Here is a 25,988-nt window from a genome sequence, read left to right on the forward strand (position 1 = left end):
GTGGGTTATACTGGATTCGAACCAGTGACCTCTGCCCTGTCAAGGCAGCGCTCTAAACCAACTGAGCTAATAACCCAAAAAAGTTGGGCAAAGGTAAAACTTATTTCGGATTAAGAAAATGAAAATTTAATCCTAATTATGCACGGCTAAAACTTTCTACAAAACAAAGATCCAAATTCATAGACATCTTTAATTTTCACAATCAAAAATTTACAATTCCTCAAAGTTGTGATTTAAATAAAGTATTTTTATAAGATATCAATTGCACCAAGCGAAACACAATGAACCAAAATCAAAACTCAAGAAGAGACTTTATCAAAACGACCACCCTTGCTTCAAGTGCGAGTCTCATAACACCTATCAACACCTTCGGAATCATTACTAAAAACAACAAAAAAGAAATGGTCGGCCACGGAGACTTCAAATATAACGTAGACAAAGAGTGGGGCATTCAAGACCCCTCTAAAATTCCCGTAAACGACTGTCACGAAATGGTGATGGATAGTAAAGGTCGTATACTAATGACCACCACAGGTGCCAATAACAATAATGTTTTAGTTTATGACAAATCAGGAAAGGTTCTTGAATCATGGGGCACTGAATTTCCTGGTGCTCATGGGTTATCGATAATGGGAGAAAATTCTGATCAATTTCTTTTTATCACCGACCCAGACACCCATAAGGTCACTAAAACCACCATTGACGGTAAAATTCTTATGACCTTAAATAGACCAAAAGAGGTTGATGGCTATACCAGCGACGAACAATTTAAGCCAACCGAAACGGCTATTTTACCAAATGGAGAATTTTATATTGCAGATGGCTATGGTGAGAACTATATTATTCATTATGATGCCAAAGGTAATTATTTAAGACACTTTGGAGGCAAAGGTACAGGCGAAGACCAGTTTAACTGTTGTCATGGTATCACCTTAGATACTCGCGATAAAGCCAACCCTACTTTATTAATAACCTCAAGGGCCAGTCAAGAATTTAAAAGGTTCACTTTAGACGGAAAACATATTGAAACCATAAAGCTGCCTGGGTGCTCTATATGCAGGCCTGTAATAAAAAATGGGAATATCTATTTTGCTGTTATCGTTACAAAAACATGGGACAGCTATGATGGCATGATAGCCGTCTTGGATGGCGACAATAAAATTATATCGCTACCTGGCGGAAGTGCGCCCGATTACAGTTCTGGAACCCTCAAAGAGCCTACCTATGATGGTAAGACCTTTAGAAACCCCCATGATGTTTTAGTAGATGACGATGGAAATCTTTATGTTCCCCAATGGAATTCAGGTAAAACCTACCCCATTAAACTAACAAGAGTTTAGGTTCTTTCAGGAAATTTATTCCGTTTTGAAGACACACAGAACCTAAAAACTTAATGAATAGAAATAAAAAAACCAGATTTTTTAAGTCTGGTTTTTTTCGTGGGCAATGAGGGATTCGAACCCCCGACCCCCTCGGTGTAAACGAGGTGCTCTGAACCAACTGAGCTAATTGCCCGAAAAGGTGTGCAAATATAGAATTCTTTTATTTACTCCCAAAGAAAAATGAAAATAAAATTTAAAGTATTTCAGCCACTGTAAAAGTGCTTCCACCAACGTACACAAAATCAACATTTTCCGCAGAACTTAAAGCCTCGGTGTAAGCTGCCCTAACAGAGTTAAAAGCAGTACCGTTTAATCCAAATTGGCTTGCTTTAGCCTCTAACACCTCTACAGGCAAGCCTCTTTCCAAATTAGGTCTACACCAATAGTACATGGCTTTCTGAGGCAACAAAGGCAAAATGGCGTTTAAATCCTTTCCCTTTACAAAGCCTATTACCATATGCAGGTTACGGTACTTTTGTTTAGAAATTTGCCTGACAATCAATGCCAAGCCTTCTTTATTATGGGCCGTATCACAAATTACCATTGGTCGGTCGTTCAGCTTTTGCCAACGCCCCATTAGACCGGTATTAGAAATGACATTTTTGAGTCCGTTTTTGATGTGTTCTTCCTTCACATCAAAATCATGCAACAAATTAATTACGCCCAGCACCCCCTTAATATTCTTTGCTTGATAATCTCCCAATAAAGCAACTTCGTAATTATTGTAAGATCGGTCTTCCGCAAAATAAATTTGGGCATTGCGCTCGTCAGCCAATCGTTTAAAAACATCAACGGTCTCTTCTTGAAATTCACTGATTACTACTGGCACCTTTTCCTTAATAATACCGCCCTTCTCATAAGCGATTTTTTCAAGCGTATCTCCTAACATGTCAGTATGATCCAAACCGATATTGGTGATAAGGGATACTTCAGGAGTAATTATGTTAGTTGAATCCAATCTCCCGCCCAATCCAACTTCAATTATCGCTATATCGACTTGCTCATCTGCAAAATGTTCAAACGCCATACCTACGGTCATTTCAAAGAAAGACAAATGTCTTTTTTCAAAAAAGGACTTATTGGCTTCAATGAAATCAATGACAGTATTTTTTGGAATGGGGTTTCCGTTAATTCGAATTCGCTCTCGAAAATCTTTTAAATGTGGAGAAGTATAAAGCCCCACCTTATAACCTGCCTCTTGAAGAATAGAGGCCAGCATGTGACTACTTGAACCTTTTCCGTTCGTACCGGCTACGTGAATAATTTTAAATCTCTTATGGGGATCGCCCAGATGTTCGGAAAAAGCAATTATTCCATCAAGTTTACCGCTGAAAGCCTTTGCGCCTTGTTGTTGGTACATTGGAAGTTGGGCAAACATCCAATCCAAAGTTTCCTGATAGGTCACTCTCCCAATTTAAAGTTCACGACAACAAAGCCAACTTGCTGGCTCGGCGCATTGGAATCTAAGTTCCACTTATGCTTAAAGGCTGTTTTCTTTGCAGGATCCAATAGGCACGGACTGTTATTTGTGGTTCCCTTGACCCCGGGAGTAGCGCTCACTACATTACCATTACGGTCTACCACGATTTTAACCACTACCCTACCTTCTTCGTTACAATCTTGTTTGACCTGGCCTTTACTGACTAAAGATCTACCGTTTAAACCATACCCTCCTGTACCACTACCAGAACCGGGAGCACCGTAGTAACTCGTGGCATAGGGATCACCTCCGGGCTGGCCTTTATCACCTGCCCTACTGTCATCACCTTCGCTACCCGAAGCCGTACCCTCTGACTTACTGATACCTCCTATCAGTTCATCAAGTTTCTTCTTTTTAGCTTCTTGTTCTTGCCTGGCTCGCTCTTCGGCTTCTCTTTTCTCTCGGGCTACCCTTTCAGCTTCGGCCTTTTTTCGCTCCTCAGCTTCTGCCGCTTTTTTCTTGGCCAAACGCTCGGCTTCCTCGGCCTTTCTTTTTGCCTCCTGGGCTTTCTTTATACGAATAGACTCTTCGTTTTCTTGAGTTAGCACCTTTTCGGATGGGGCTTCCTCGGCAACAACTTCCTCAGGTACTTCTTCTGGCACTTCCTCTTCAACAACTTCTTCCTCTACCGCTTGCTCTTGCTGGGTCGGTTCTACAGGGGGCGTATCTAAAGGTTCGGAACGTACAGGTTCTTTAGGCTGTACATTTCCGCTACCAAACTCCATTGTTCCAAAATTAACGGTGATCCCGTTCTCTTCTGGAGGATCCATATAAGTTAGGCCGATATAAAACATAACAAGAAGAAGCACGCTTAGTAGAAAGGTAGTAAGCGTGAAAGATTTTTTCTTGTGTCTCGTGTCTAGAAATGACATTAATTGGGGCGCACGGCCAAGATTACCTTGTAATTATTTCTATTGGCGATATCCATAACGTTTACTGCCTCTTTTATGGCCACGCTTTCTTCCGCTCTTAAAATAATAGTAGGCTTATCCTGTCCCTCAAGTGCTTTTTTTAGTTCAATTTCAATGTATTCTCCGTTGATCCGTTCATTGTTGACAAAATACTGTAAGTTCTTATCAATACTTACGGAAACATTCTGCGTATTGGTAGATTTGCCCTTTGCCTTTGGCAACAACAAATCCAATGCGTTAGGTGAATTGGCAGTTAGCATGAAAAATATCAACAACAGAAACACGATATCTGTCATAGAAGACATGCTAAAATCTGGACTGACCTTATTTCTACCCTTTAATTTCATTTTCTGAGATTATAACGGTTCGTTCAGCAAATCCAAGAATTCTACTGCATTCGCTTCCATTTTATGCACCACCTTATCGGTTCTATTGACCAGGTGATTATAACCTATATAAGCGATAATACCTACTATAAGACCTGCTACGGTGGTTGTCATCGCCGTATAAATACCTGATGCCAATGAACCCATTTCAGCTTGGCCACCACTGGTAGCCATTTCATGGAATGCCAAAATCATACCAATAACGGTTCCTAAAAACCCAATCATCGGTGCCGCACCGGCAACAGTTGCCAAAATGCTAACGTTTTTCTCTAACTTATAAACCTCTAAGGTACCGGCATTTTCAATGGCGGTATTAATATCGTCAAGAGGTTTGCCTATACGAGAAACCCCCTTTTCGGTCAGCCTTGCAACCGGAGAATCGGTTTGTGCACATAGCAACTTGGCAGCTTCTAACTTACCATTGGTAACATGGTCACGTATTTGGTTCATGAAGTTCTTATCAATCTTTGATGCAGCCTTTATCGCAAACAGACGCTCGAAATAAATGTACAAAGCCACAAATAGAAGAATGAAAAGTACCGTGATTATCAACACGCTTCCCGTACCACCATTGAAGATAAGATCGATTACAGAAAGTGTTTTTTCCTCAGACATCACATCGCCCACAGCGGGGTCTTGCGCCACATCTTGAAATAGCATCATAGTATTCTTAGTTATTACAGTTGCCTCTATAACGGTATTTTGTCGATTAAATTATCCGTGTAGCACAAAATTTCTTATCAAGGCAAAAGCTACCGCACCACCAATAAAACCTACAAAGGCCAACCAAGTGATTTTCTTTAGATACCAGAAAAAATCAATTTTTTCCATACCCATAGCAACAACACCGGCAGCAGAACCGATAATCAACATACTACCACCTGTACCAGCTGAATAAGCGATAAAGTGCCAAACAGGATCATCAATAGGAACAGAGAACATACCCATACTGGCAGCCACCAAAGGAACGTTATCAATAACCGCAGACCCGATACCAAGAATCAAAACCACTAAATCGGAAACTAGTTCGCCAGCTGATTCGGTACCCAACATTGGTAGGTTACTTTCAAGGCTTTCAGCAAAATGGAACAACATTCCCAACGATTCTAAGGCGGCAACAGCCAATAAAATACCAAGGAAGAAAAGTATACTTGGCATCTCAATCTTAGAAAGGGAAGCGTGAACAGGACTGTGGTGACCTGCCGTATCATGGCCTTCACCATCTACGGTAGACAAGCTAAATTTAGAGCTACTGTAAATCTCGGCAAAGGTCGCTACCACGGCAAGAGACAACATCATACCCACATAAGGAGGCAAATGTGTAATCGTCTTAAAAAATGGCACAAATACAATTGCCCCTAAGCCAAGGTATAACATAGTAGAACCAAATTTTGATTTCGGTGCTTCATCAGCTTCAGAATCCATTTCTATAGTTCCGCTGAAAGCTTTATATCTACTAGCCAATAAAACGGGCAAAACCATACAAATAATTGAAGGGACCAATACGTGCTCGACCAAAAGCGGGGCGGTTACCTTATTACCGATCCATAACATGGTAGTAGTAACATCACCAATGGGTGACCAGGCACCACCAGCGTTTGCAGCGATTATAATCAAACCTGCAAACCATAAACGAGTTTCTCTTTCTTTGACCACTTTTTGCAAGATGGTAATCAAAACGATGGTCGCGGTCAGGTTGTCAATAATTGCCGAAAGAATAAATGCCAAAATAGAGAACAGCCATAACAGTTTTCTCTTGCTTTTGGTCTTTATATAGCCTTTAATTGTGGCAAAACCATCGAAATAATCTATGATTTCAACAATGGTCATCGCCCCCAAGAGAAACACGAGAATCTCTGCTGTTTTACCTAAATGATGAAGTAAAATTTCATCGATATGGGTGGGTTCCAGCTCTTTTAAAGCCGTGTTCACCTCAAAAACATCCATATGGGCCAAAGCGATTACTGCCCATAGAATGGCCATCATTGCCAATGCAGGAATAAGCTTGTCGATTTTTAGGTTATGTTCCATGGTTATCGCCAGATAACCTACAATAAATACAATGATGATAATTGTCTCCATGTTCTCTTCGTTTTATATTAGTTGTTTTAGTGCAATTTCAAATGCGGTTTTACTGATATTTTTTGGTGTTGGATTTTGGCTAAAGATATTTAAAATTGCCTTCCTAATAGTATGGGAAGTATCATTAAATATCATTTCATCATCCATGGCAACCCTTTTTTCCATAAAGTATGCAAACACCCGGGCCATACCACAGTTCGATATAAAATCAGGAATCAAACTCACCTTGCCATCGGCATATTCCATAATCGGCCCAAAGAAAATCTCTTTATCAGCGAACGGAACGTTGGCACCACACGAGACCACTTCAAGGCCACTTTGAATCATTGATTCAATTTGACTTTTTGTTATTAGACGGGAAGCGGCACAAGGAGCAAAAATCTCCGTCGGCATTTTCCAGATTCTTTCATTTATCTCCTCAAAGGAAATCAAACTTCCAGATTCAGGAATTAGGGTATTACCCATTTTCTTCAAAAAAAGCGCCCTTATCTCATCGTAGGTAAAACCCTCTTCATTGATCAAACCACCTGCCCTATCGATAATACCGACCACTTTTGCGCCCATTTGGGCCAAATAATATGCAGCGGCCGCACCGACATTACCAAAACCTTGAACAACAGCCCTTTTACCAACTACGTCACCCCCATAAATTTCGTAGAAATGTTTGACCGCCTCGGCAACACCAAAGCCTGTAATCATATCGGCAACGGTATATTTTCTAGAGGTATCAGGTGAATAACTTAGATTTTCGATGGGCTTAATAACCCCTAAGCGAAGCTGTCCGATTCTATTTATCTTATCAGCCTCCGTGGGCTTAAAATGACCATTAAAAACTCCTTCTTGCGGATGCCACACTCCGGCATCTTCGGTAATGGGAATCACTTCGTGAATTTCATCAACATTTAAGTCGCCCCCAGTACCATAATAGCTTTTCAGCAATGGCGATACCGCATGGTACCAGCGTTCGAGAACGCCTTTTTTTCTTGGATCATTGGGGTCGAAATTAATTCCCGATTTAGCTCCGCCTATCGGAGGACCAGAAACCGTAAACTTGACTTCCATGGTCTTCGCCAAAGAAAGCACCTCGTTCATATCGAGACCTTGACGCATTCGGGTGCCGCCCCCGGCAGCGCCCCCTCTTAGGGAATTAATTACCGTCCATCCCTCTGCATCCGTAAGGGAATCTTTCCAGTTAAAGACAATTTCAGGCGGTTTATTTTCGTAAGTATGAAGTAATTCTTTCATTGAATTGATTTAAAATTAAAAGACAGATGATGTGCGAATAAAAATGCGAAAGTTGCTTATGTAGAACCCCAAAAGGGGCTAATGCTGTCTCATAATTTTATTTTTTAATCAATTTTTAAGGATGCCAGACAAATATAAAAATTTGCGACCGTATTATATACTTTTAACAATTACTCTTAAAAATAATGTATCTTTCAAATCGGCGCATCGAACACGTACTTATACAGCCATCTCAAGGCTAAAATGTTAACCCCCTAACACTCAACAACTACTATGGATTTTTCACTTTCTGAGGAACAAGAAATGATACGACAGGCGGCAAGAGATTTTGCCCAGAATGAACTTTTGCCCGGTGTCATCGAAAGAGATGAAAATCAAACCTTCCCAAAAGAACAAATCAAAAAACTGGGAGAACTCGGTTTTTTAGGAATGATGACAGACCCAAAATACAATGGCAGCGGTATGGATACCCTCTCTTACGTCATCGCCATGGAGGAACTATCAAAGGTAGACGCCTCAACTTCAGTTGTTGTTTCGGTCAACAATTCATTGGTATGCTGGGGGCTGGAAACTTTTGGAAACGAGCAACAAAAAGAAAAATACCTAAGCCGTCTGGCCTCGGGTGAAATTATTGGTGCGTTCTGTCTTTCAGAACCCGAAGCTGGTAGCGACGCCACCTCTCAAAGAACCACTGCAATCGACCAAGGCGACCATTACATTTTAAACGGCACCAAAAACTGGATCACTAATGGTGGTACCGCAGAGGTATATCTAGTTATCGCCCAAACCGATAAAGAAAAGGGACATAAGGGAATCAACGCCTTAATTGTTGAAAAAGACATGAAGGGATTCGAAATCGGCCCGAAAGAAAACAAGTTAGGCATTCGTGGGAGCGATACACACTCGCTCATTTTTAATGACGTCAAGGTACCCAAAGAAAATAGGATAGGCGAAGATGGTTTCGGATTCAAGTTTGCAATGAAAACATTATCTGGGGGCAGAATCGGAATTGCCGCCCAAGCTTTAGGCATAGCTGCCGGGGCATATGAATTGGCCTTGAAATACTCAAAAGAAAGAAAGGCATTCGGCACCGAAATTGCCAACCATCAGGCCATAGCCTTTAAGTTAGCCGACATGCACACACAAATTGAAGCCGCGCGACTACTGGTTTATAAAGCAGCCAGAGATAAAGATGAAGGAAAGAATTACGATTTATCAGGCGCCATGGCTAAACTTTATGCTTCTCAGGTGGCAATGGATACGGCTGTAGAAGCCGTTCAAATACATGGTGGAAACGGTTTTGTTAAAGATTATCACGTAGAACGTCTTATGAGGGATGCGAAAATCACGCAAATCTATGAAGGCACTTCTGAGATTCAGAAAATAGTCATTTCAAGGTCGATTTTACGGGATTAAGCCACAACCTTATAGCAATTCAATACAAACACCCCTCTTAAATAAGGGGTGCAACCAACTAAAAATTCCATATTTTGTTCAAAACCCTTTCATCGATAGGGTTATTTGTTACAAAAGACAATCTATTGACCGCCGACCCCTTCAAAAACTTTATTACATGAATGTAATGGCCTAAATTTACCATTCTGATAATTTAGAGGGGTTGATAATCCATATTTAAACATATTTTAACGTTTTATTAAAAACGTTGAATTTTTATTCGATTGTCCCGAAAACACTGTATATAATGCATCAAAAAAGTTATTTTTGAGGAAATACCATAATATATGACGCTGAAGAAACAAGGATTGTACCTGCCGGAATTTGAACATGACAACTGTGGAGCTGGATTCATTTGTAGTCTTAAAGGTAAAAAGTCGAACGACATCATTCATAAAGCCCTGGAAATTCTGCACCGATTAGAGCACAGAGGTGCCGTGAGTGCAGATGGCAAAACGGGTGATGGCGCCGGTATACTTATTGATATACCGCATGACTTCTTTAAGGCCGTTTGCGAATTTGAGCTTCCGGAACCTGGTGAATATGCCGTGAGCAATATGTTTTTACCACAAAAAGAGAATCAGAGAAATTACTGTATCTCTTTGTTTGAAGAAAACATAAAAAAACAAGGGCTGAAACTTCTAGGGTGGCGTGATGTTCCGGTAAATCGCTCCATACCTGGTAGAATAGCCATGGAAACCGAGCCGTTCGTCAAACAGGTATTTATAGGTAAAGAAGATGCCGACCAAGACATCTTTCAATTCAACCTTAAACTTTATGTAGCTAGAAAGGTTACCGAACATGCCATCATTAAGTCTAAACTTTCTGAAAGCAAGTATTTCTACCTTCCTAGTCTATCTACCAAGATTATTATTTTCAAAGGGCTACTAATGCCGAAAGACATTAGTCTTTACTATAAAGATTTGATGGACCCCCGAGTGGTTACCCGACTTTCTTTGGTACACCAGAGGTTCTCAACGAACACCTTCCCAACTTGGGATTTGGCACAACCCTTTAGATATATGTGCCATAATGGTGAAATAAACACCTTAAGAGGTAACGTAACTAGAATGCGTTCGCGCGAAGAGCTACTTCAAAGCGACCTTTTTGGCGATGAAATAAAAAACATTCTTCCTGTTATTTTACCTGGTAAGTCAGATTCGGCCACGATGGATATGGTGGTAGAGCTTCTATTAATGACCGGAAGGTCATTGCCAGAAGTAATGATGATCTTAGTGCCTGAAGCTTGGGAAAAGAATGCTGACATGTCAGAGGCAAAAAAGGCCTTTTACGAGTACCATTCTTGTATGATGGAGCCTTGGGATGGTCCGGCCTCTATTCCGTTCACAGATGGAAACTATATCGGTGCCGTATTAGACCGTAACGGCCTTAGGCCATCAAGATATTCGGTTACTAAAGATGGCTACGTAATAATGTCATCTGAAACCGGTGTTCTTGACATCGCTCCGGAAAACATTGAATTTCACGGTCGATTAGAGCCTGGTAAAATGTTCTTGGTAAATATGGAGGAGGGTCGCATCATAAACGATGAAGAGATCAAAGAAAATATCGCCAAGAAATATCCTTATAAAGAATGGTTAGACAACAACCTGGTTCACCTAAGGGATATACCTTATAATGATTGCCCCCTTTTCTTGGGCGAAGCATCCCTAGAAAAACGCAAGGCTGCATTCGGTTATACCTTGGAAGATATCAATACCATCATTCTACCAATGGGTAAAAGTGCCAAAGAACCTATTGGTTCTATGGGTTCAGACACTCCAATTGCCGTGTTATCACAGCGTCCTCAGTTGATATATAATTATTTTAAGCAGTTGTTCGCACAGGTGACCAATCCGCCGTTAGACGGTATTCGAGAAGAGCTGATTACAGATATTAGCTTGACCCTAGGAAGTGACCATAATATTTTTGATTTCTCGGAACTTCACTGTAGAAAACTCAAAATACAGAACCCGGTTATCTCTAAAGAGGACCTTGACAAGATAAAAAATTACGATGCCAGTCCTGACTACAAGGTAGTATCTATACCGACTCTTTACGAAATAGAAAGAGGCCTTAACGGACTCGAAGATGCTCTTGAATCTATTTTACAGCAAGCTTCAAAAGCAGTAGATGAAGGTGCCAACATTTTAATTCTTTCCGATAGAAATGTTAACGAGAAAGATGCACCTATACCTGCCCTATTGGCCTGCTCATTCGTAAACAGTGGTTTACAGCGCATGGGCAAACGTAACAAGATGAGCATCATCATCGAATCGGCCGAACCAAGAGAGGTACACCATTTCTGTCTATTGTTCGGTTTCGGTGCAAGTGCCATCAACCCGTATTTGGTCAACGAGATTATCGGAGAACAAATTGAGGAGCATGATATAACCGAATTTACTTTTGAAGAAGCCGTTAAAAATTACAATAAGGCTATCGGAAAAGGTATTTTAAAGGTGATGAACAAAATTGGTATCTCTACCCTTAATTCATACAGAGGTTCTCAATTGTTCGAATGTATCGGAATCAATACCACTGTGGTAGGCAAATACTTCCCGAATACGCCAACCAGAATTCAAGGTATCGGGCTTTACGAAATCGAGAAAGAAATCGCCAAAAGACACAAGAAGGCATTTGCTACCAAAGAAGTAGCAGCTACGCTTGATTTAGAAATTGGAGGTGAATATCGTTGGAGACGTGAAGGTGAAAAACACATGTTTAACCCTTTGACCGTTGCAAAACTTCAAAAGGCGGTTAGAGGAAATGAACCTGGCACTTATAAAGAGTTCTCTGAAATGGTCAACGAACAATCAAAAAACTTGATGACCATTCGCGGTTTGTTCGAATTCTCGAATTTTGACCCAATTCCGTTAGAAGAAGTCGAACCTTGGACTGAAATCGTCAAAAGATTTAAGACAGGTGCCATGTCTTACGGTTCAATTAGTAAAGAGGCCCATGAGAATTTGGCCATAGCCATGAACCGTATCGGAGGTAAGAGCAACTCTGGTGAAGGTGGTGAAGATTCAGAACGTTTCTATAAAAATGCTACTGGAGATTGGCGAAATAGTGCCATTAAGCAGGTGGCTTCAGGTCGTTTCGGCGTAACATCCGATTATCTGACCAATGCCAAAGAAATTCAAATAAAAATGGCCCAAGGTGCCAAGCCAGGCGAAGGTGGTCAATTACCAGGACCAAAAGTAAATCCTTCGATTGCTAAGACCCGAAATTCTACTCCTTATGTAGGATTGATTTCGCCACCGCCGCACCACGATATTTATTCAATTGAAGATTTATCGCAACTTATTTACGACCTTAAATCTGCGAACCGCGAAGCACGTGTCAACGTGAAACTGGTTTCAGAGGTGGGTGTAGGTACCGTCGCCGCTGGTGTTTCAAAAGCAAAAGCAGATGTAGTTCTTATTTCCGGTTTTGATGGAGGCACCGGTGCTTCACCGTTAACATCACTTAAACACGCCGGTCTACCTTGGGAGCTGGGTATTGCCGAAGCTCAGCAAACATTGGTAATGAACGACCTAAGAAACAGGATTGTGCTTGAATGTGACGGTCAATTAAAGACAGGTCGTGACGTAGCAGTAGCCTGTTTGTTAGGTGCTGAAGAATTTGGCTTTGCCACTGCGCCGTTAGTTGCTTCCGGGTGTATTATGATGCGTGTATGCCATTTGAATACTTGCCCTGTTGGTATAGCCACACAAAACCCTGAACTCAGAAAGAAATTTAAAGGTAAGCCCGAACATGTTGTCAATTACATGTATTTCGTAGCCCAAGAATTGAGAGAGATAATGGCCCAGCTTGGTTTCCGTACGGTAAATGAAATGGTAGGTCAGGTTCATAAATTGGACAGAAAGGCCGCTATTGAGCACTATAAAGCTGCCGGTATTGACTTGACTCCTATTCTATACCAAGTAGACGTTCCAACAGGAACGAAGTTCTACAATACCCAAAAGCAGGATCACGATATCGATAAGTCGATAGAGTTCGATATAATTGCGAAGGCCAATCCTTCTTTGTTCCGAAAAGAGAAGTTAACCCTAGATTTCCCGATTAAAAATACCGATAGAGCAGTTGGTGCTATTATCAGTAATGAAATTTCAAAGGTTTACGGGGCGCAAGGTCTGCCTATCAATACCTTGAAACTCAATTTCACTGGTTCTGCAGGTCAAAGTTTCGGTGCATTCGCTACCAGAGGTTTGACCATGACCGTCAACGGTACTACCAATGATTATTTAGGCAAGGGACTTTCAGGAGCCAAATTAGTGGTTAAAGTGCCTGATGGTTCGACCATTGTTCCGGAAAACAACGTTATAACCGGTAACGTTACACTTTATGGAGCCACTGCAGGTAGAGCCTACATCAATGGTAAAGCTGGAGAGCGTTTTTGCGTGAGAAATTCTGGGGCTAAAGCTGTCGTTGAAGGAATCGGAGACCACGGTTGCGAGTATATGACCGGGGGTGTTGCCGTTATACTTGGCGAAGTAGGTAGAAACTTTGGTGCCGGTATGAGCGGTGGTATCGCTTATATTTTCGATGAGAAAAAGACCTTCAGAAACAGATGCAATAACGAGGCATTGAACCTTTTAGAGGTGACCGAAGACAATGATATCAAACAGCTAAAAGATTTGATTGAAAGTCATTACAACTCGACCATGAGCCCGTTGGCACAAAGAATACTTGAAAAGTGGGATACTTGTTTGCCACAATTTATCAAAGTATTGCCAGAAGAATACAAACAGGCTTTGATTCGATTAGAGAAAGAAAAATTAGAAACGATATAAAATCGAGAAATGGGAAAGATTACAGGATTTTTGGAATTCGATAGAAAAATAGAATCATATACACCCGTCGAGGAGCGTATTAAGAACTATAACGAATTCACTAAACCCTTAGAAGAAACAGAACTTAAAAACCAAGGTGCACGATGTATGGATTGCGGTATACCGTTTTGCCATAGTGGTTGCCCATTAGGAAATCTTATTCCCGATTTCAACGATGCCGTATATCGTGGTAAATGGGATAAGGCCTCCGAAATTTTACATGCCACCAATAATTTCCCCGAGTTTACAGGAAGATTATGCCCGGCACCATGTGAAGAAGCTTGTGTACTAGGTATCAACGAAGACCCGGTAACCATAGAGAATATTGAAAAAAACATTGCGGAAACCGCCTTTAAAAAAGGATGGATTACTGCCAAACCACCTAAAACCCGTACCGGTAAAAAAGTAGCTGTGGTTGGTTCAGGCCCTGCAGGTCTTGCCGCCGCACAGCAATTGAACAGGGCTGGTCATCTGGTTACCGTTTTTGAAAGAGATGAAAAACCTGGAGGCCTTTTGAGATACGGAATACCTGATTTTAAAATGGAAAAATCAATCATCGACCGAAGATTGGCCGTTTTGGAAGAAGAGGGTATCGAGTTCAATTGCGGAGTGCACGTGGGCAAAGATGTCAAAGCCGATGAATTGAAAAAAGACTTTGATGCCATTGTGTTATGTGGTGGTGCTACCGTACGTAGAAACCTACCGATTGAAGGCTCAGACCTTAAAGGCGTGGTTCAGGCAATGGATTTTCTTCCGCAGAACAATAGACGTGTTTCGGGCGTTAAAGAATTCGAGAATGAAATTATGGCTACCGGTAAAGATGTAATCGTTATCGGTGGTGGTGATACCGGATCTGACTGTATCGGAACCTCCATACGTCACGGTGCCAACTCTGTATCTAATTTCGAGATTATGCCAATGTCAACACCTGAAAGACCGGAAGGTCAACCTTGGCCTTTTTGGCCAATGCGACTTAGAACGAGCTCATCTCACAAAGAAGGTGCCGAGCGGTTTTTCAGCATATCGACCAAAAAGTTTATCGGAGACGAAAAAGGAAACCTAAAGGGCCTAATTACTACCGAAGTAGAATGGGTAAGACAGCCCGGTAAGGCCATGATTCTAAAAGAAGTAGAAGGAACGGAGAAAGAATGGAAATGTGAACTTGCCTTATTGGCATTAGGTTTTACAGGTTCTGAAATGACAATTGCCGAGCAGTTGGGCCTTAAAGCCGATGGCAGAAATAACATCAAAGCGGCGGAGAACGATTACATGACCAATGTGCCTGGCGTATTTGCCGCAGGTGACCAACGTCGTGGCCAATCGCTTATCGTATGGGCCATATCAGAGGGTAGGCAAGCAGCTCACTATGTTGACGCCTATCTCATGGGAGAATCAGAACTTCCTTTAAAAGGCGAAGGCGACCTGCCCAGGGTTTAGTCAATACTTGAGGGCGATCCTCAGAATAGAAAAGACATCCAGCCCATCATTGGGTTGGATTTTTTTTTAATCGATGTAAAAATCGTTAAGAATCGTAAAGCCTAGATGAATTTAAAAAAAGTACTGACCTATATGACCCTGGGGGCACTTTCCTTTACCATAATGAATACCATGGTAAAGCAGCTGACCGGTTACAATGTCTACGAAATTGTCTTTTTTAGGGCGCTTGGCTCTTTAGTAATCACCATGGCAATCATTTACCGATTGAAGCTCAACTTTTGGGGCAATGAGAAAAAATTATTGGTTTTAAGGGCAATTACTGGCACCTCATCAATGACCCTGTTCTTTGCCTCAATGAAGTATTTATCGGCCGCAACCGCTGTCTCATTGCGGTACCTCGCACCGATTTTCTCGGCCATATTCGCCATTTACTTTTTAAAAGAAAAAATTAAACTCCCACAATGGCTTTTTTTTATCGTCTCTTTTACCGGAGTAATCATATTGAAGGGATTTGACACCAATGTCAACAATATTGGTTTAGGTCTCATTCTGTCGGCAGCCGTACTAAGTGGCCTTGTATATATCTGTATTGGTAAAATTGGTAAAAGGGACCACCCCATCGTAATAATCAATTACTTTATGTTGGCTGCGACTCTTTTCGGTGGTATCATGGTTATTCCCTACTGGAAAACACCTATTGGTTCAGATTGGCTACTTTTCTCGGGGCTTGGTATATTCGGTTTTGTAGGCCAATTTTTCATGACCAAAGCTTTTCAAATCGCAGCGAACAACCTCGTAGCTCCGTTAAAATATCTAGAAGTGCTTTTTACAGGAATTTTAGGGTTTGTCTGGCTTGGCGAGATTTACACCGTTTATAGTTTGTTAGGTATTGTATTAATTGTTTCTGGCTTGGTGGCTAATGTTGTCTATAAATCAAAAATGAAACCCAAGCAAGTCTGAATTTCTTCAAATTACTTCTGAATAACTTCGTCGTAGAGCTCCTTTAGGGAAAGTGGGTCGTCCATTTCTTTCTGAAGCTCGATTAAATCAGAAAATAAAGATTCAACCTTTGAAGCATACTCCAATGTTTCCGATAAATCGTTCATTTCTTTTGGATCATTTTGCAGGTCGAACAACAGCACCTTTTTAATTTTAGGATACACCAAAAGCTTAAACCCATCTTTACGAATCATACGTTGAAGGTTCATATAAGCTCCGTAAATTCCGTTATAATGGCTTTGAGAACGCGTACCATCAATGATATCATGGAAGCTATTGAACTGAACATATTCCGGTTTCTCGATTTCCGCCAATTCTAAGGTAGTCGCCATGATGTCTTGAAGATAAACATCTTGATGGCGAACTTCACCTTTAGGAATACCAGGCCCCATCACCATTAAGGGAATTCGAATACTGTGATCAAAAAGACTCTGCTTACCGATCAATCCGTGATGCCCAACAGAGAGACCGTGGTCGGCACCGAAAAAAACATAGGTATTTTCTAAAGCTCCTTCGGCTTCTAATCTGTCTAGAATTTTCCCAATTTGCTCATCCATATGGCTTAAAAGAGCATAATATTCCTGTCGATGAACTTTAACGGCATATTCCGTACGTGGGTAGGGAGCCAGAGCCTCATCCCTCAAGCTGGGTTCGTTTCCTATGCTGTCTTTGTACGGATACTGGGGCAGAAAATTTTCGGGTACGCGAATATTTTCCAACGGATACATATCTAAAAAACGTTGCGGGGCCTGTCTTGGGTCATGTGTGGCATTGAAAGCCAAATACATAAAGAATGGGCTATTGCCCTTGGTCGCAGATTCAATGTACTGTAGTGCATCGTCTTTTACTACTTCACTCCAATGCTTGCCTCCTTCCCAAAAACCGCCCATCAGCGTATCGGTCGGTGACCAATCCGTATCCTCAGGACCTGTAGGACGACCATAGCCCGATGGCATATAATCGTTCCAGTCTTTCATATCGCCTGACTCTTCTCTCCATTTTTTTATGGCCGCACCCAGTTCATTTCTTCTATCGCCAGGCATACCAGGCCTTACATGCTGCGCCGTTTGAAATACATAATCTGCCTCCGCTTCAACATGCCATTTACCTGTCATAAATGTTTTGTACCCTTCTTTTTCCAGCAACTTTCCCCAAGTTTGTTCAAGAGCTATCGAATCACCCTCAGCCCATAACCGGCTTTTCTTTTGCGCATTCCAAACCGAGGTACCGGAAATTATCATTGCTCGCGAAGCAACACAAATGGCACCGTTCCACCCGCCCATATTATATGCATGGCTGAATGAAGTTCCGTTTTTGACCAAGCGGTCGAGGTTGGGCGTATGGACCTCATCAAAACCTAGGGCAGCAATACTTTCATAAGTCTGATCATCTGCAAAAAGAAAAACAAAATTGGGTTGACTACTAGCGGAATTATCTTCAGAGCTTGAATTTTGTTTGCAGGAGACTAGCAAAAGGGCCAAAACTAGTATTTGTAAAACAGTTTTCATGGTATTATGTAAAAGTGAACTTTGAATGAAGTCAGTTAGAAATACTATTACCGTTTAATCATTGGTCGACATGCTTCCCCACCAATCTTCATTAGGTTTAAAATCTTCTGAAAGAAAAAGCATTCGCTGCTTTTCCAGTTCGGGCCATTTCTCTTCAATCATATACTTATGCCTCCGTTCAGCCAAATCTTTATTATAATTTTCATCGGGTTTTGGGTAACGGGCTCCTACTTCTTCAAGCCAAGCAAGAAGCTTTCCCCTTAACTCTTTGGCAACAACAGGATTCTGATTGGCCACGTTCGACGATTCGCTTGGGTCTTTAGTTAAATTATAGAGCTCATCATTTCCGTCTTCCCAATAGTGGATGAGCTTCCAATTTCCGAGTCGAATTATCGATGAAGGATTCCCTCCTTGATTACCATAGTGGGGATAATGCCAGTAAAGAGGTCGTTCAACACTCATTTGCTTTCCTTCAAGAATTGGCTTTAGGCTCACCCCGTCAATGTGTTGACTTGGCAACAAATCAAGATTTGCCAAATCTAAAAGGGTGGGATAGAAATCGGTGCCAGTGACAGGAAAATCAGTTTCTTTAGTCTTCTGACTCAACCAAGGAACTTTGATGAAATAAGGCTCCCGAATGCCTCCCTCCCATTGATAGCCCTTACCACCTCTCAAAGGAAGATTAGAAGTCGAAAAAGAATCTCCGGAGGCCACGCCCCCGTTATCAGAGGTAAACACAACAATGGTATTTTCATCAAGACCGTAAGTCTTTAAGGCCTCAAGTACTACCCCAACGGCATCATCCATACTTTCTACAAGACCAGCGTAAATGGGATTGTCCTGTACCAGTCTAATGGGTAGAACGCGTTCCATTTTGTACCCTTCGTTTGTCAGGCCTTTCTCATTGGCTTTTTGGCGGTATTTTGCCCATTTATCTTTGGTAGTTTGAATGGGCCCATGCACTGCATAAAAGGAAAGGAAGGCGAAAAAAGTAGTATCCTTATTCTGTTCAATAAACTTTGCGGTTTCCTTGGCGAGACGCATGCTCAAGTTCTCACCTTTCTGTTGGTTGGAAAGTTTTGGGTTTTCCCAAGGAGAAAAATATCCCCCTATGGGACTTCCCTTATCCCATCCGCCTACATTAATATCGAAGCCGTGATCCTCAGGAAAGTTTCCCTGATCACCTAAGTGCCATTTACCCGAGAAAAAAGTGGTATACCCATTTGTTTTAAAAGCTTCAGCAATGGAAATGTCAGATTTAGGCAGTGCATGAACGTAATCTGCGGGTAAAAGCATGTCATGTCTATCATGCTTTCGCCAATCAGCACCATGGGCCGCCCCTATCCAATCGGTGATACCATGCCTAGCCGTAAACCTGCCCGTCATGACGCTGGCCCTAGACGGACTGCATACCCTACTAGCAGCATAGCCTTGGGTGAAGACCGTTCCTTCTTTGGCTATTCGGTCAACATTTGGTGTTTCATAATATGTACTTCCCGTAAATGAGAGGTCATACAGACCTAAATCATCTACCAATATAAAAAGTACATTAGGTTTTAAGGCATCTTGTTTTTTGGAGTCGCCTGCTCTTTTACAGCCAAAAAGGTAGAAAACAGCTATAAAAACTAGAATTTTTGAAATTAGTTTCATAGCTGTCATGTTTCTTATTGAAGGCTTTCTATCATCAATTTTTTATCGGGCCAATACTCATCTTTTCGAAACTCAAACTTTGTAGGCTTGTAATCACCTACCAAATCAACCTTGGCTTTCTCAGGCACCTCAAAGTCTAAAAGCCAGAAAATACCATTGACCAATAAACGACGGGTTCCCTCAATCAACATGTCGTTAGCTGCCCCTACGGTAGTCGTAAAGGCTTTACCCTTATCGCCTTCGGGCAACTGATAACTTTTCACCCAGGTGACCGGCATCATAGGATCGTTTAGTTTAAGTCCGTCATTATTGGTAGTTGCAGGCTCGTCATCGGTCGGCTTCATACCAAAAAATATGTCCGTTTCATCATACTCACCTTTTCGTTTCATTACCTTACCCAGAATTATGGGTTGAGCATCGCCTACCAAAGGCAACCGTACACCATATACATCGCTTGCCCCCCAAACATCACCATCTTCAATACCATTAACAATACCGGTTGCTTCCGCCCCTTCGGCAATAATTCCCTTTGTACTCTGATGTTTATGGTGACCATGGTGATTGATCCATTTTTCACCTAAGACCAATCGCCCGAAGCCGCCATGCCATTCTTCTATATCGCCTTCATAATAATTACCATATTGGGTATACTTAGAATCGGAATCTTTGTCGAAATTAAAGGCATGGGTAGCCGTTCTGATGCCCATCACTGGTTTTCCTGATTTCAGATAATCATCAATATATTTCATTTGATTATCAGGCAAGGCGCGAAATCTAGTAAAAATCACCATTAAATCAGCACTTTCCAAAGCCTCAAGACCAGGAATATTTTTCAGATAATTGGCATTCACCATACCAGGTTTTGTCTCTTCTTGAGCAAATAATACCGTACAATTAAAACCATGATGTTTTGATAAAATCTTTGCCAATTGCGGAAGGGCCTCCTCGGAACGGTATTCTTCATCCCCAGCAATCAAGACAATATTTTTACCATCGCTCTTACCTTCAAACGTAAGCCATTGCTTTGGCTCATTGGACATCTGTACTTTTGCATCGACAATCTCTTCTTTCTTTTTCTCTTCTTTACAAGATAAAATCAACAGAAAGGCGATTAAGGGCAATATTCTTTTCATGATTTGGTATTAGAGTTTAAGTTCGCTTTTCATGCCTTCTTTTATTAACTGAAAACCTTTGGTGTAGATTTCTTCAGCTGGCGAATAATCTCGCCATACATTAATGGCGTTGGCAAATTCGGGAATAATGGTACTAAATGCTTCAATGGTCAACCAACCGTCATAGTCAATATCTCGCAACCCCTTAAAAGCAGATTCAAAATCGACCTGTCCGCTTCCTGGGGTTCCCCTATCATTTTCACTTATGTGAACATGTTTCAAATAAGGAGCTATGGTCTTTATAGCCTGTTCTTGGCTTTTTTCTTCAATGTTACTATGATGTGTATCGTACATCGCCCCTAAATTGGGGTGATCTACCATTTCTACCATTTCTTTAAGGTCGGCCATGGTATTGTAGAGATAGCATTCAAACCTATTAACCGCTTCAGGTGCCAAAATTATGTTTGATTCCGCTGCATATTCGGCAGCCTTTCTGAGCATCTCAGCGCTCCATTTTTTCTCTTCGAGGGTTGGCGGTTTTCTGGTAAAGAAGGCAAAGGTTGAGTGAAATGGTCCGCATATGACCTCAACATTTGATGCGGCCGACATATCGATGGTCCATTTTAGTTTATCAAGCCCCGCTTCACGAACCTTTTTATCGGGACTAGTGATGTTTTCTTCGGGAGATAGCGCCCCAACAGCGGTGACGCCCATACCGATATCAGTAAAATGTCTACCTAACATGGCATAGTGTTTTTCATTACCCTCAGCCAAAAACAGTTCTATACCATCATAACCGGTACGTTTCAATTTGTCAATTATATCAAAATGTTGCTCCGTAACATGGTTGGTCCAAAGCAGCATGTTCATGCCTATTTTCATATTCAATGGTGTGTTTATAAGTGAAAGATGGTCTCCATTCCATCGCTTGCACTTGAATGCCTTTATTTATTGGTTAATCTAGTTTCTTTTATTTTATGGGAAATGTTACAAAACTAAACTTTAACATATTTCAATAGTTCCTTTATTTTGCCAAAGACCTACATTTTTTTTCAACTCAATCGTTTTCGTTAGACTGGATATTAAAAAACATTTGACGGTATTCGTGCGGACTCAAACCTGTAATGGTCTTAAATTGGCGGTTGAAATTAGACAATGCGTTGAAGCCACATTCGTAACTAATTTGAGAAATATTAAAATTATCTTCCAACAACAATTTTCGTGCATGGCCAATTCTGATCTCATTTACAAATCTGGTAAAAGTCTTGTTGGCTCTAGGCTTGAAATATCGACAGAAAGATGATGTTGTCATGTTCAACATTTCGGCCACCTCATCTAAAGCTATCTTATCTCTAAAATTGCTCATTACATAGTCATAGACCATACTCATTTTTTCAGAATCGCCACCCTTAAAAGAATTGACATAACTAGGGCTTGTCAATAATGAATAATCGTTCGTGTGGGCCAAAATATCAAGAATTTCAAGCAGTTTAAGAATTCGCTTAAAGCCACGCTCTTGCGAAATTTGCATCAACAGTTCATAAATTTTTGCGGGTGTATCACCATAGAATTCGATACCTCGATTTGAATTCTCGACCAACTTGTTGATAGCATAAAACTCTTCGTGCTCTAAAAGGGTTTTACTAAAAAGGTCATTATCAAAATAAATGACCAAACCTCGAGTCTGAAGGGTACTGTCTGGCTCGAAATAAGGGTCGTAACTCCTCCATAAGTGAGGTAAATTCGGTCCCGTCATGACCAGGTCACCGACTGTAAAATTATGAACATGATCACCGACAAAACGGGTACCTTCACCTTCGGCGATGTACGAAATTTGAAATTCTGGATGAAAGTGCCAAATAGGATTAAAGTGCGGCCCTACGAGATCTTTGAAGATAAAAGTCTCTTTTGCCGTCAGTGTTTTTTCGATGCTTGGAGTACTCATAAATTTCTCTTAAAATTCAAATTCGGATAAATATATGACAAAAAAGTACCAACCTTTAGCAAGAAACAGGAAATCTCTATTGAAAATCTGTTTTAATTTTACAACATTAAATTAGGAATACGTGTATTATTATGTGAAAAATTACGAATTTAACAATGCAAACGTGTTCAGAATGGGCTTTTTAAAGAATCTGGTAATCGGAGAGAAATCCCTTTCTAAATCAAGTATTATTTGTTCTGAAATAGTTATTGAAAACACCAATCTCATACATAAATCAAACTAAACGTACCGAACCGAAAAAATTCAATCCTAACCCTCACACCACTTTCTTTTAAACCATGAAAATTTTTAAAAGACCTTTTACCAAAATACTTTTTCTCGTTCTCCCAGTCGTTCTTTTATTCTTGGAAAGCTGTGACAATGATGACAAAAAAGCCGGATTACAAATCAATCCGAATTCGCACATCGTTCTTATTGGCAATAACCTTTGTTCAAGAATGATCAATTTCGGTCATTTTGAGACTGAATTACAAATGCGTTTTCCGGCTGATTCCCTTTTTATAAGAAATATGTGTGATGGGGGTAATACTCCGGGTTTCAGACCTCATTCTTCGAGAAACTCCCCATGGGCTTTTCCAGGAGCCGAGAAATTCCATCAAAACGAACATGCCAACGACTCTGGTAGTATCGGCCATTTTCCAACGGAAGATGAATGGCTTACCGAACTAAAAGCAGATGTTATTTTAGCGTTCTTCGGCTACAACGAATCGTTTGAAGGCCCTGACGGTTTAGAGAATTACAAGGCCGAGCTAAGAGCTTTTATTGCCCATACCAAAAACCAAAAATATAACGGGAAGAGTGCTCCGCAACTAGCCCTTATTTCTCCGATAGCGTATGAAGACCTATCCTCAAAAATGGATTTACCGAATGGTGAAGAGGAAAACAAGAATTTAAAACTGTACACTGATGCCATGCGAGAAGTGGCCCAACAAGATAGTGTGCTTTTCGTTGACGCCTTCGCCTCTAGTCAAAAATGGATTGCTGAAGAAAGTGAAGACATTACCAATGATGGTTTTCAACTTAATGATTTCGGATACAAGAAATTGGCATCCCTTTTAGCTTCAGAAATTTTTGGTGGTGAAGATGGCAACGAATCAAACCGACTTCTAGTCAATGAAGCGGTCAATGAAAAAAACTGGTTTTGGCACAATGACTTTAAAATACCGAATGGCGTTCATGCATATGGTAGAAGATATGATCCTTTTGGGCCAGATAACTATCCGTTCGAAATCGAGAAAATTCGCCAAATGACGGCAATTAGAGATACCGCTATTTGGGAAGCTTTACACGGCGAGAAAATGGACCTGGCGATGGCCGATTCCCGAACCAGAACATTACCTCCGGTAGAGACCAATTACAAAGAAAGCGACAAAAACGGAACCCCAAAATATCTATATGGCGAGGACGCCTTGAACGAAATCAATGTAGCGCCTGGCTATAAAATCGAATTGTTCGCCTCCGAGCAAGAGTTTCCCGATTTGGCCAATCCGGTTCAGGTTTCCTTTGACAACAAAGGTCGCCTATGGGTCGGGGTTATGCCCAGCTACCCACACTACAAACCGGGAGATTCAAAACCAAACGACAAACTGCTCATTTTGGAGGACACCGATGGAGACAATAAGGCCGACAAGCAAACCATCTTTGCTGATGGCCTGCATCTTACCATTGGTTTTGAATTCGCTCCTGAAGGGGTTTATGTATCTCAGGGTACCAATTTAATTCTATTAAAAGATACCGATGGCGATGACCACGCCGATGAGCGTGAAATTATCTTAAGTGGTTTTGATGACCATGATACCCACCATGCCATCAGCGCATTTACCACAGACCCTTCAGGCGCCCTTTATATGGGTGAAGGTGTTTTTTTACATACCAATGTTGAAACGGCATATGGTACGGTTCGCGCCACCAACGGCGGCTTTTATCGCTATAGCCCTCAGCAACATCATTTAGAAAGAACAGCTCAATTGCCCATACCAAACCCATGGGGAATTGCTTTCGATGATTGGGGCCAATATTTCTTTGCACACACTTCGGGGCCCGATATGACATGGATGATGCCTGGCTCTATTTTTCCTAGGTACGGACAAGCGAATCCGCTACCAGAAAATTTAATAGAAGACAAACATCGCGTTCGCCCCACTTCAGGGCTTGAATTTGTATCAAGTAGGCATTTTCCTGATAATATTCAAGGAGATTTATTGATCAACAACACCATTGGTTTCTTGGGCACCAAACAACACACCATGGTCGATGATCCCAATACAGCAGGCTATCTAAGTAAGCACAGACAAGACCTGGTCTTTTCGAGCGATAAAAATTTCAGACCTGTAGATATGGAGTTTGCCCCTGACGGATCATTATACCTAATTGACTGGAGCAACGTTTTGATCGGGCATATGCAACACAACGCACGGGATCCACTTAGAGACCACGCACATGGTAGAATCTATAGAATCACCTACCCATCAAGACCCTTGGTAGAACCGGCAAAGGTTGACGGTGCAACTATCGATCAATTGCTTGAAAACTTAAAGCTGCCAGAATATAGAACCCGTTACCGTACAAGAAGAGAATTGCGTGCTAGGGATAAAGAAGAAGTTTTGTCCAAATTGAATTCATGGGTCTCCAATTTAGATAAGAACGATAGCAATTACGAACATAACCTTTTAGAAGCCCTTTGGGTTTCGTGGGGATTGAATGACATTGACCAAAACTTGCTCAAAAGTCTAATGAAAGCAAAAGATTACAAGGCGAGAGCTGCAGCTGTTGGCGTCTTACGCTTTAGCGGTAATCAAGTTGCCGATAAAGGAGATTTGCTTATGCAGGCCGCTAAAGATGATAATCCGAGGGTACGGTTGGCTGCTTTGGTAGCAGCCTCTTGGATGGATAAGGAAGTAGGGATACCCATTGTAACCGAAGCTGGTAAAAAAGGCCTCGACAAATGGATGCAAAAACCTTACGAAGCTGCCCTAGCGCATTTGAATGGACATAATTTAGGTGAAGAACCGAAGGAAATAATCGAAACCAGCCTCAAGGGCCGTGACCTTGAACTACTTCTCGCCGGTCAGGAAATTTATGAGCGGGAAGGCTTTTGTGCTACATGCCACCAGCCTGACGGAAAAGGATTAGAGAGTTCAGGTTTCCCACCATTGGCAGGCTCTGAATGGGCCACCGGAGATGAAGAACGCTTGATTAAATTGACCTTAAAAGGAATGATCGGGCCCATCGAAGTAAACGGCAAGAAATTCCCAGGTCAAGTTCCAATGACACCGTTTGGTGGTATGCTCAATGATGAAGAAATGGCTTCGGTACTGACTTTTGTGAGAAATTCATTTGGTAATGAAGCTGTACCTATTTCCCCCGAAAAGGTTAAACAGGTTAGAGACAAGGTGAAGAATAAGCAAGGTTTCTATACTTCAGAAGAGCTGTTAAAGGAACATCCTTTTAAATAGAGTGTGCAAATTTTCGCACATTTATTTATCAATAACACTTTATTGT

At 41.3% G+C, this 25,988-nt stretch carries 17 protein-coding genes and 2 tRNA genes; 6 read left to right on the forward strand and 13 right to left on the reverse strand.

Translation table 11 applies throughout. The features are described from left to right. Position 1 precedes the first annotated feature (1 nt). Positions 2 to 76: transfer RNA gene (locus IL356_RS19435), tRNA-Val, on the reverse strand. A gap of 205 nt (positions 77 to 281) precedes the next feature. On the opposite strand from IL356_RS19435, the gene IL356_RS19440 reads away from it, so the two are divergent. Then, positions 282 to 1,340 (forward strand): NHL repeat-containing protein, encoded by a 1,059-nt coding sequence (locus IL356_RS19440; RefSeq protein ID WP_121847843.1) that lies wholly within the window; start codon positions 282 to 284, stop codon positions 1,338 to 1,340. Between the two features lie 100 nt (positions 1,341 to 1,440). Here IL356_RS19440 and IL356_RS19445 read toward each other — a convergent pair. The 7 genes from IL356_RS19445 to IL356_RS19475 form a co-directional block, all read right to left on the reverse strand. Next, positions 1,441 to 1,515: transfer RNA gene (locus IL356_RS19445), tRNA-Val, on the reverse strand. 60 nt (positions 1,516 to 1,575) lie between these two features. Further along, positions 1,576 to 2,787 carry a bifunctional folylpolyglutamate synthase/dihydrofolate synthase gene (locus IL356_RS19450; RefSeq protein WP_121847842.1) on the reverse strand — a complete coding sequence of 404 codons (1,212 nt, stop codon included), beginning with the start codon at positions 2,785 to 2,787 and terminating at the stop codon, positions 1,576 to 1,578. After that, positions 2,784 to 3,734, reverse strand: a complete 951-nt coding sequence (locus tag IL356_RS19455) for an energy transducer TonB (protein WP_121847841.1) — start codon at positions 3,732 to 3,734, stop codon at positions 2,784 to 2,786. Before IL356_RS19455 ends, IL356_RS19450 begins: the two co-directional genes overlap by 4 nt. Further along, positions 3,734 to 4,120 (reverse strand): ExbD/TolR family protein, encoded by a 387-nt coding sequence (locus IL356_RS19460; RefSeq protein WP_013992279.1) that lies wholly within the window; start codon positions 4,118 to 4,120, stop codon positions 3,734 to 3,736. The genes IL356_RS19455 and IL356_RS19460 overlap by 1 nt, the downstream gene beginning before the upstream one ends. Before the next feature lie 9 nt (positions 4,121 to 4,129). Beyond that, a complete protein-coding gene (locus IL356_RS19465) occupies positions 4,130 to 4,822 on the reverse strand; it encodes a MotA/TolQ/ExbB proton channel family protein (RefSeq protein WP_121847840.1) in 693 nt (230 codons plus the stop codon). Between the two features lie 51 nt (positions 4,823 to 4,873). Continuing rightward, positions 4,874 to 6,241 (reverse strand): sodium:proton antiporter NhaD, encoded by a 1,368-nt coding sequence (gene nhaD / locus IL356_RS19470; protein WP_121847839.1) that lies wholly within the window; start codon positions 6,239 to 6,241, stop codon positions 4,874 to 4,876. A gap of 12 nt (positions 6,242 to 6,253) precedes the next feature. Further along, positions 6,254 to 7,486 (reverse strand): Glu/Leu/Phe/Val dehydrogenase dimerization domain-containing protein, encoded by a 1,233-nt coding sequence (locus tag IL356_RS19475; RefSeq protein WP_121847838.1) that lies wholly within the window; start codon positions 7,484 to 7,486, stop codon positions 6,254 to 6,256. Between the two features lie 273 nt (positions 7,487 to 7,759). On the opposite strand from IL356_RS19475, the gene IL356_RS19480 reads away from it, so the two are divergent. The 4 genes from IL356_RS19480 (at position 7,760) to IL356_RS19495 (ending at position 16,173) form a co-directional block, all read left to right on the forward strand. Then, on the forward strand, positions 7,760 to 8,902 hold the full coding sequence (locus IL356_RS19480; RefSeq protein ID WP_121847837.1) for an acyl-CoA dehydrogenase: 1,143 nt from the start codon (positions 7,760 to 7,762) through the stop codon (positions 8,900 to 8,902). Positions 8,903 to 9,228: 326 nt separating this feature from the next. Continuing rightward, on the forward strand, positions 9,229 to 13,737 hold the full coding sequence (gltB, locus tag IL356_RS19485) for a glutamate synthase large subunit (protein WP_121847836.1): 4,509 nt from the start codon (positions 9,229 to 9,231) through the stop codon (positions 13,735 to 13,737). 9 nt (positions 13,738 to 13,746) lie between these two features. Next, a complete protein-coding gene (locus tag IL356_RS19490) occupies positions 13,747 to 15,213 on the forward strand; it encodes a glutamate synthase subunit beta (protein WP_121847835.1) in 1,467 nt (488 codons plus the stop codon). Between the two features lie 105 nt (positions 15,214 to 15,318). Beyond that, positions 15,319 to 16,173, forward strand: a complete 855-nt coding sequence (locus tag IL356_RS19495; protein WP_121847834.1) for a DMT family transporter — start codon at positions 15,319 to 15,321, stop codon at positions 16,171 to 16,173. A gap of 11 nt (positions 16,174 to 16,184) precedes the next feature. On the opposite strand, the gene IL356_RS19500 is transcribed toward IL356_RS19495, so the two are convergent. From IL356_RS19500 to IL356_RS19520, 5 genes are all read right to left on the reverse strand, one after another. Beyond that, complete coding sequence (locus tag IL356_RS19500) at positions 16,185 to 17,720, reverse strand: sulfatase-like hydrolase/transferase (RefSeq protein WP_121847833.1); 1,536 nt, start codon at positions 17,718 to 17,720, stop codon at positions 16,185 to 16,187. Positions 17,721 to 17,774: 54 nt separating this feature from the next. Next, a complete protein-coding gene (locus IL356_RS19505; RefSeq protein WP_121850606.1) occupies positions 17,775 to 19,370 on the reverse strand; it encodes a sulfatase in 1,596 nt (531 codons plus the stop codon). Positions 19,371 to 19,384: 14 nt separating this feature from the next. Continuing rightward, positions 19,385 to 20,503, reverse strand: a complete 1,119-nt coding sequence (locus tag IL356_RS19510; RefSeq protein ID WP_121847832.1) for a ThuA domain-containing protein — start codon at positions 20,501 to 20,503, stop codon at positions 19,385 to 19,387. A gap of 9 nt (positions 20,504 to 20,512) precedes the next feature. Next, positions 20,513 to 21,364: a sugar phosphate isomerase/epimerase family protein gene (locus IL356_RS19515; protein ID WP_121847831.1), complete on the reverse strand. Its 852-nt coding sequence runs from the start codon at positions 21,362 to 21,364 to the stop codon at positions 20,513 to 20,515. Positions 21,365 to 21,539: 175 nt separating this feature from the next. After that, on the reverse strand, positions 21,540 to 22,427 hold the full coding sequence (locus IL356_RS19520) for an AraC family transcriptional regulator (RefSeq protein ID WP_121847830.1): 888 nt from the start codon (positions 22,425 to 22,427) through the stop codon (positions 21,540 to 21,542). 338 nt (positions 22,428 to 22,765) lie between these two features. On the opposite strand from IL356_RS19520, the gene IL356_RS19525 reads away from it, so the two are divergent. After that, positions 22,766 to 25,942, forward strand: coding sequence for a PVC-type heme-binding CxxCH protein (locus IL356_RS19525; RefSeq protein WP_121847829.1), 3,177 nt, complete (start codon positions 22,766 to 22,768; stop codon positions 25,940 to 25,942). Positions 25,943 to 25,988 lie beyond the last annotated feature (46 nt).

The sequence above is a fragment of the Euzebyella marina genome, from assembly GCF_014855515.1.
GTDB classification, from domain to species: domain Bacteria; phylum Bacteroidota; class Bacteroidia; order Flavobacteriales; family Flavobacteriaceae; genus Euzebyella; species Euzebyella marina.

Bases quoted from the DNA above. Each gene is read 5' to 3' on its own strand.
- IL356_RS19440 (WP_121847843.1), top strand. From the start codon at position 282: ATGAACCAAAATCAAAACTCAAGAAGAGACTTTATCAAAACGACCACC.
- IL356_RS19455 (WP_121847841.1), bottom strand. From the start codon at position 3,734: ATGTCATTTCTAGACACGAGACACAAGAAAAAATCTTTCACGCTTACT.
- IL356_RS19460 (WP_013992279.1), bottom strand. From the start codon at position 4,120: ATGAAATTAAAGGGTAGAAATAAGGTCAGTCCAGATTTTAGCATGTCT.
- IL356_RS19465 (WP_121847840.1), bottom strand. From the start codon at position 4,822: ATGATGCTATTTCAAGATGTGGCGCAAGACCCCGCTGTGGGCGATGTG.
- nhaD (WP_121847839.1), bottom strand. From the start codon at position 6,241: ATGGAGACAATTATCATCATTGTATTTATTGTAGGTTATCTGGCGATA.
- IL356_RS19475 (WP_121847838.1), bottom strand. From the start codon at position 7,486: ATGAAAGAATTACTTCATACTTACGAAAATAAACCGCCTGAAATTGTC.
- IL356_RS19480 (WP_121847837.1), top strand. From the start codon at position 7,760: ATGGATTTTTCACTTTCTGAGGAACAAGAAATGATACGACAGGCGGCA.
- gltB (WP_121847836.1), top strand. From the start codon at position 9,229: ATGACGCTGAAGAAACAAGGATTGTACCTGCCGGAATTTGAACATGAC.
- IL356_RS19490 (WP_121847835.1), top strand. From the start codon at position 13,747: ATGGGAAAGATTACAGGATTTTTGGAATTCGATAGAAAAATAGAATCA.
- IL356_RS19495 (WP_121847834.1), top strand. From the start codon at position 15,319: ATGAATTTAAAAAAAGTACTGACCTATATGACCCTGGGGGCACTTTCC.
- IL356_RS19500 (WP_121847833.1), bottom strand. From the start codon at position 17,720: ATGAAAACTGTTTTACAAATACTAGTTTTGGCCCTTTTGCTAGTCTCC.
- IL356_RS19505 (WP_121850606.1), bottom strand. From the start codon at position 19,370: ATGAAACTAATTTCAAAAATTCTAGTTTTTATAGCTGTTTTCTACCTT.
- IL356_RS19510 (WP_121847832.1), bottom strand. From the start codon at position 20,503: ATGAAAAGAATATTGCCCTTAATCGCCTTTCTGTTGATTTTATCTTGT.
- IL356_RS19515 (WP_121847831.1), bottom strand. From the start codon at position 21,364: ATGAAAATAGGCATGAACATGCTGCTTTGGACCAACCATGTTACGGAG.
- IL356_RS19520 (WP_121847830.1), bottom strand. From the start codon at position 22,427: ATGAGTACTCCAAGCATCGAAAAAACACTGACGGCAAAAGAGACTTTT.
- IL356_RS19525 (WP_121847829.1), top strand. From the start codon at position 22,766: ATGAAAATTTTTAAAAGACCTTTTACCAAAATACTTTTTCTCGTTCTC.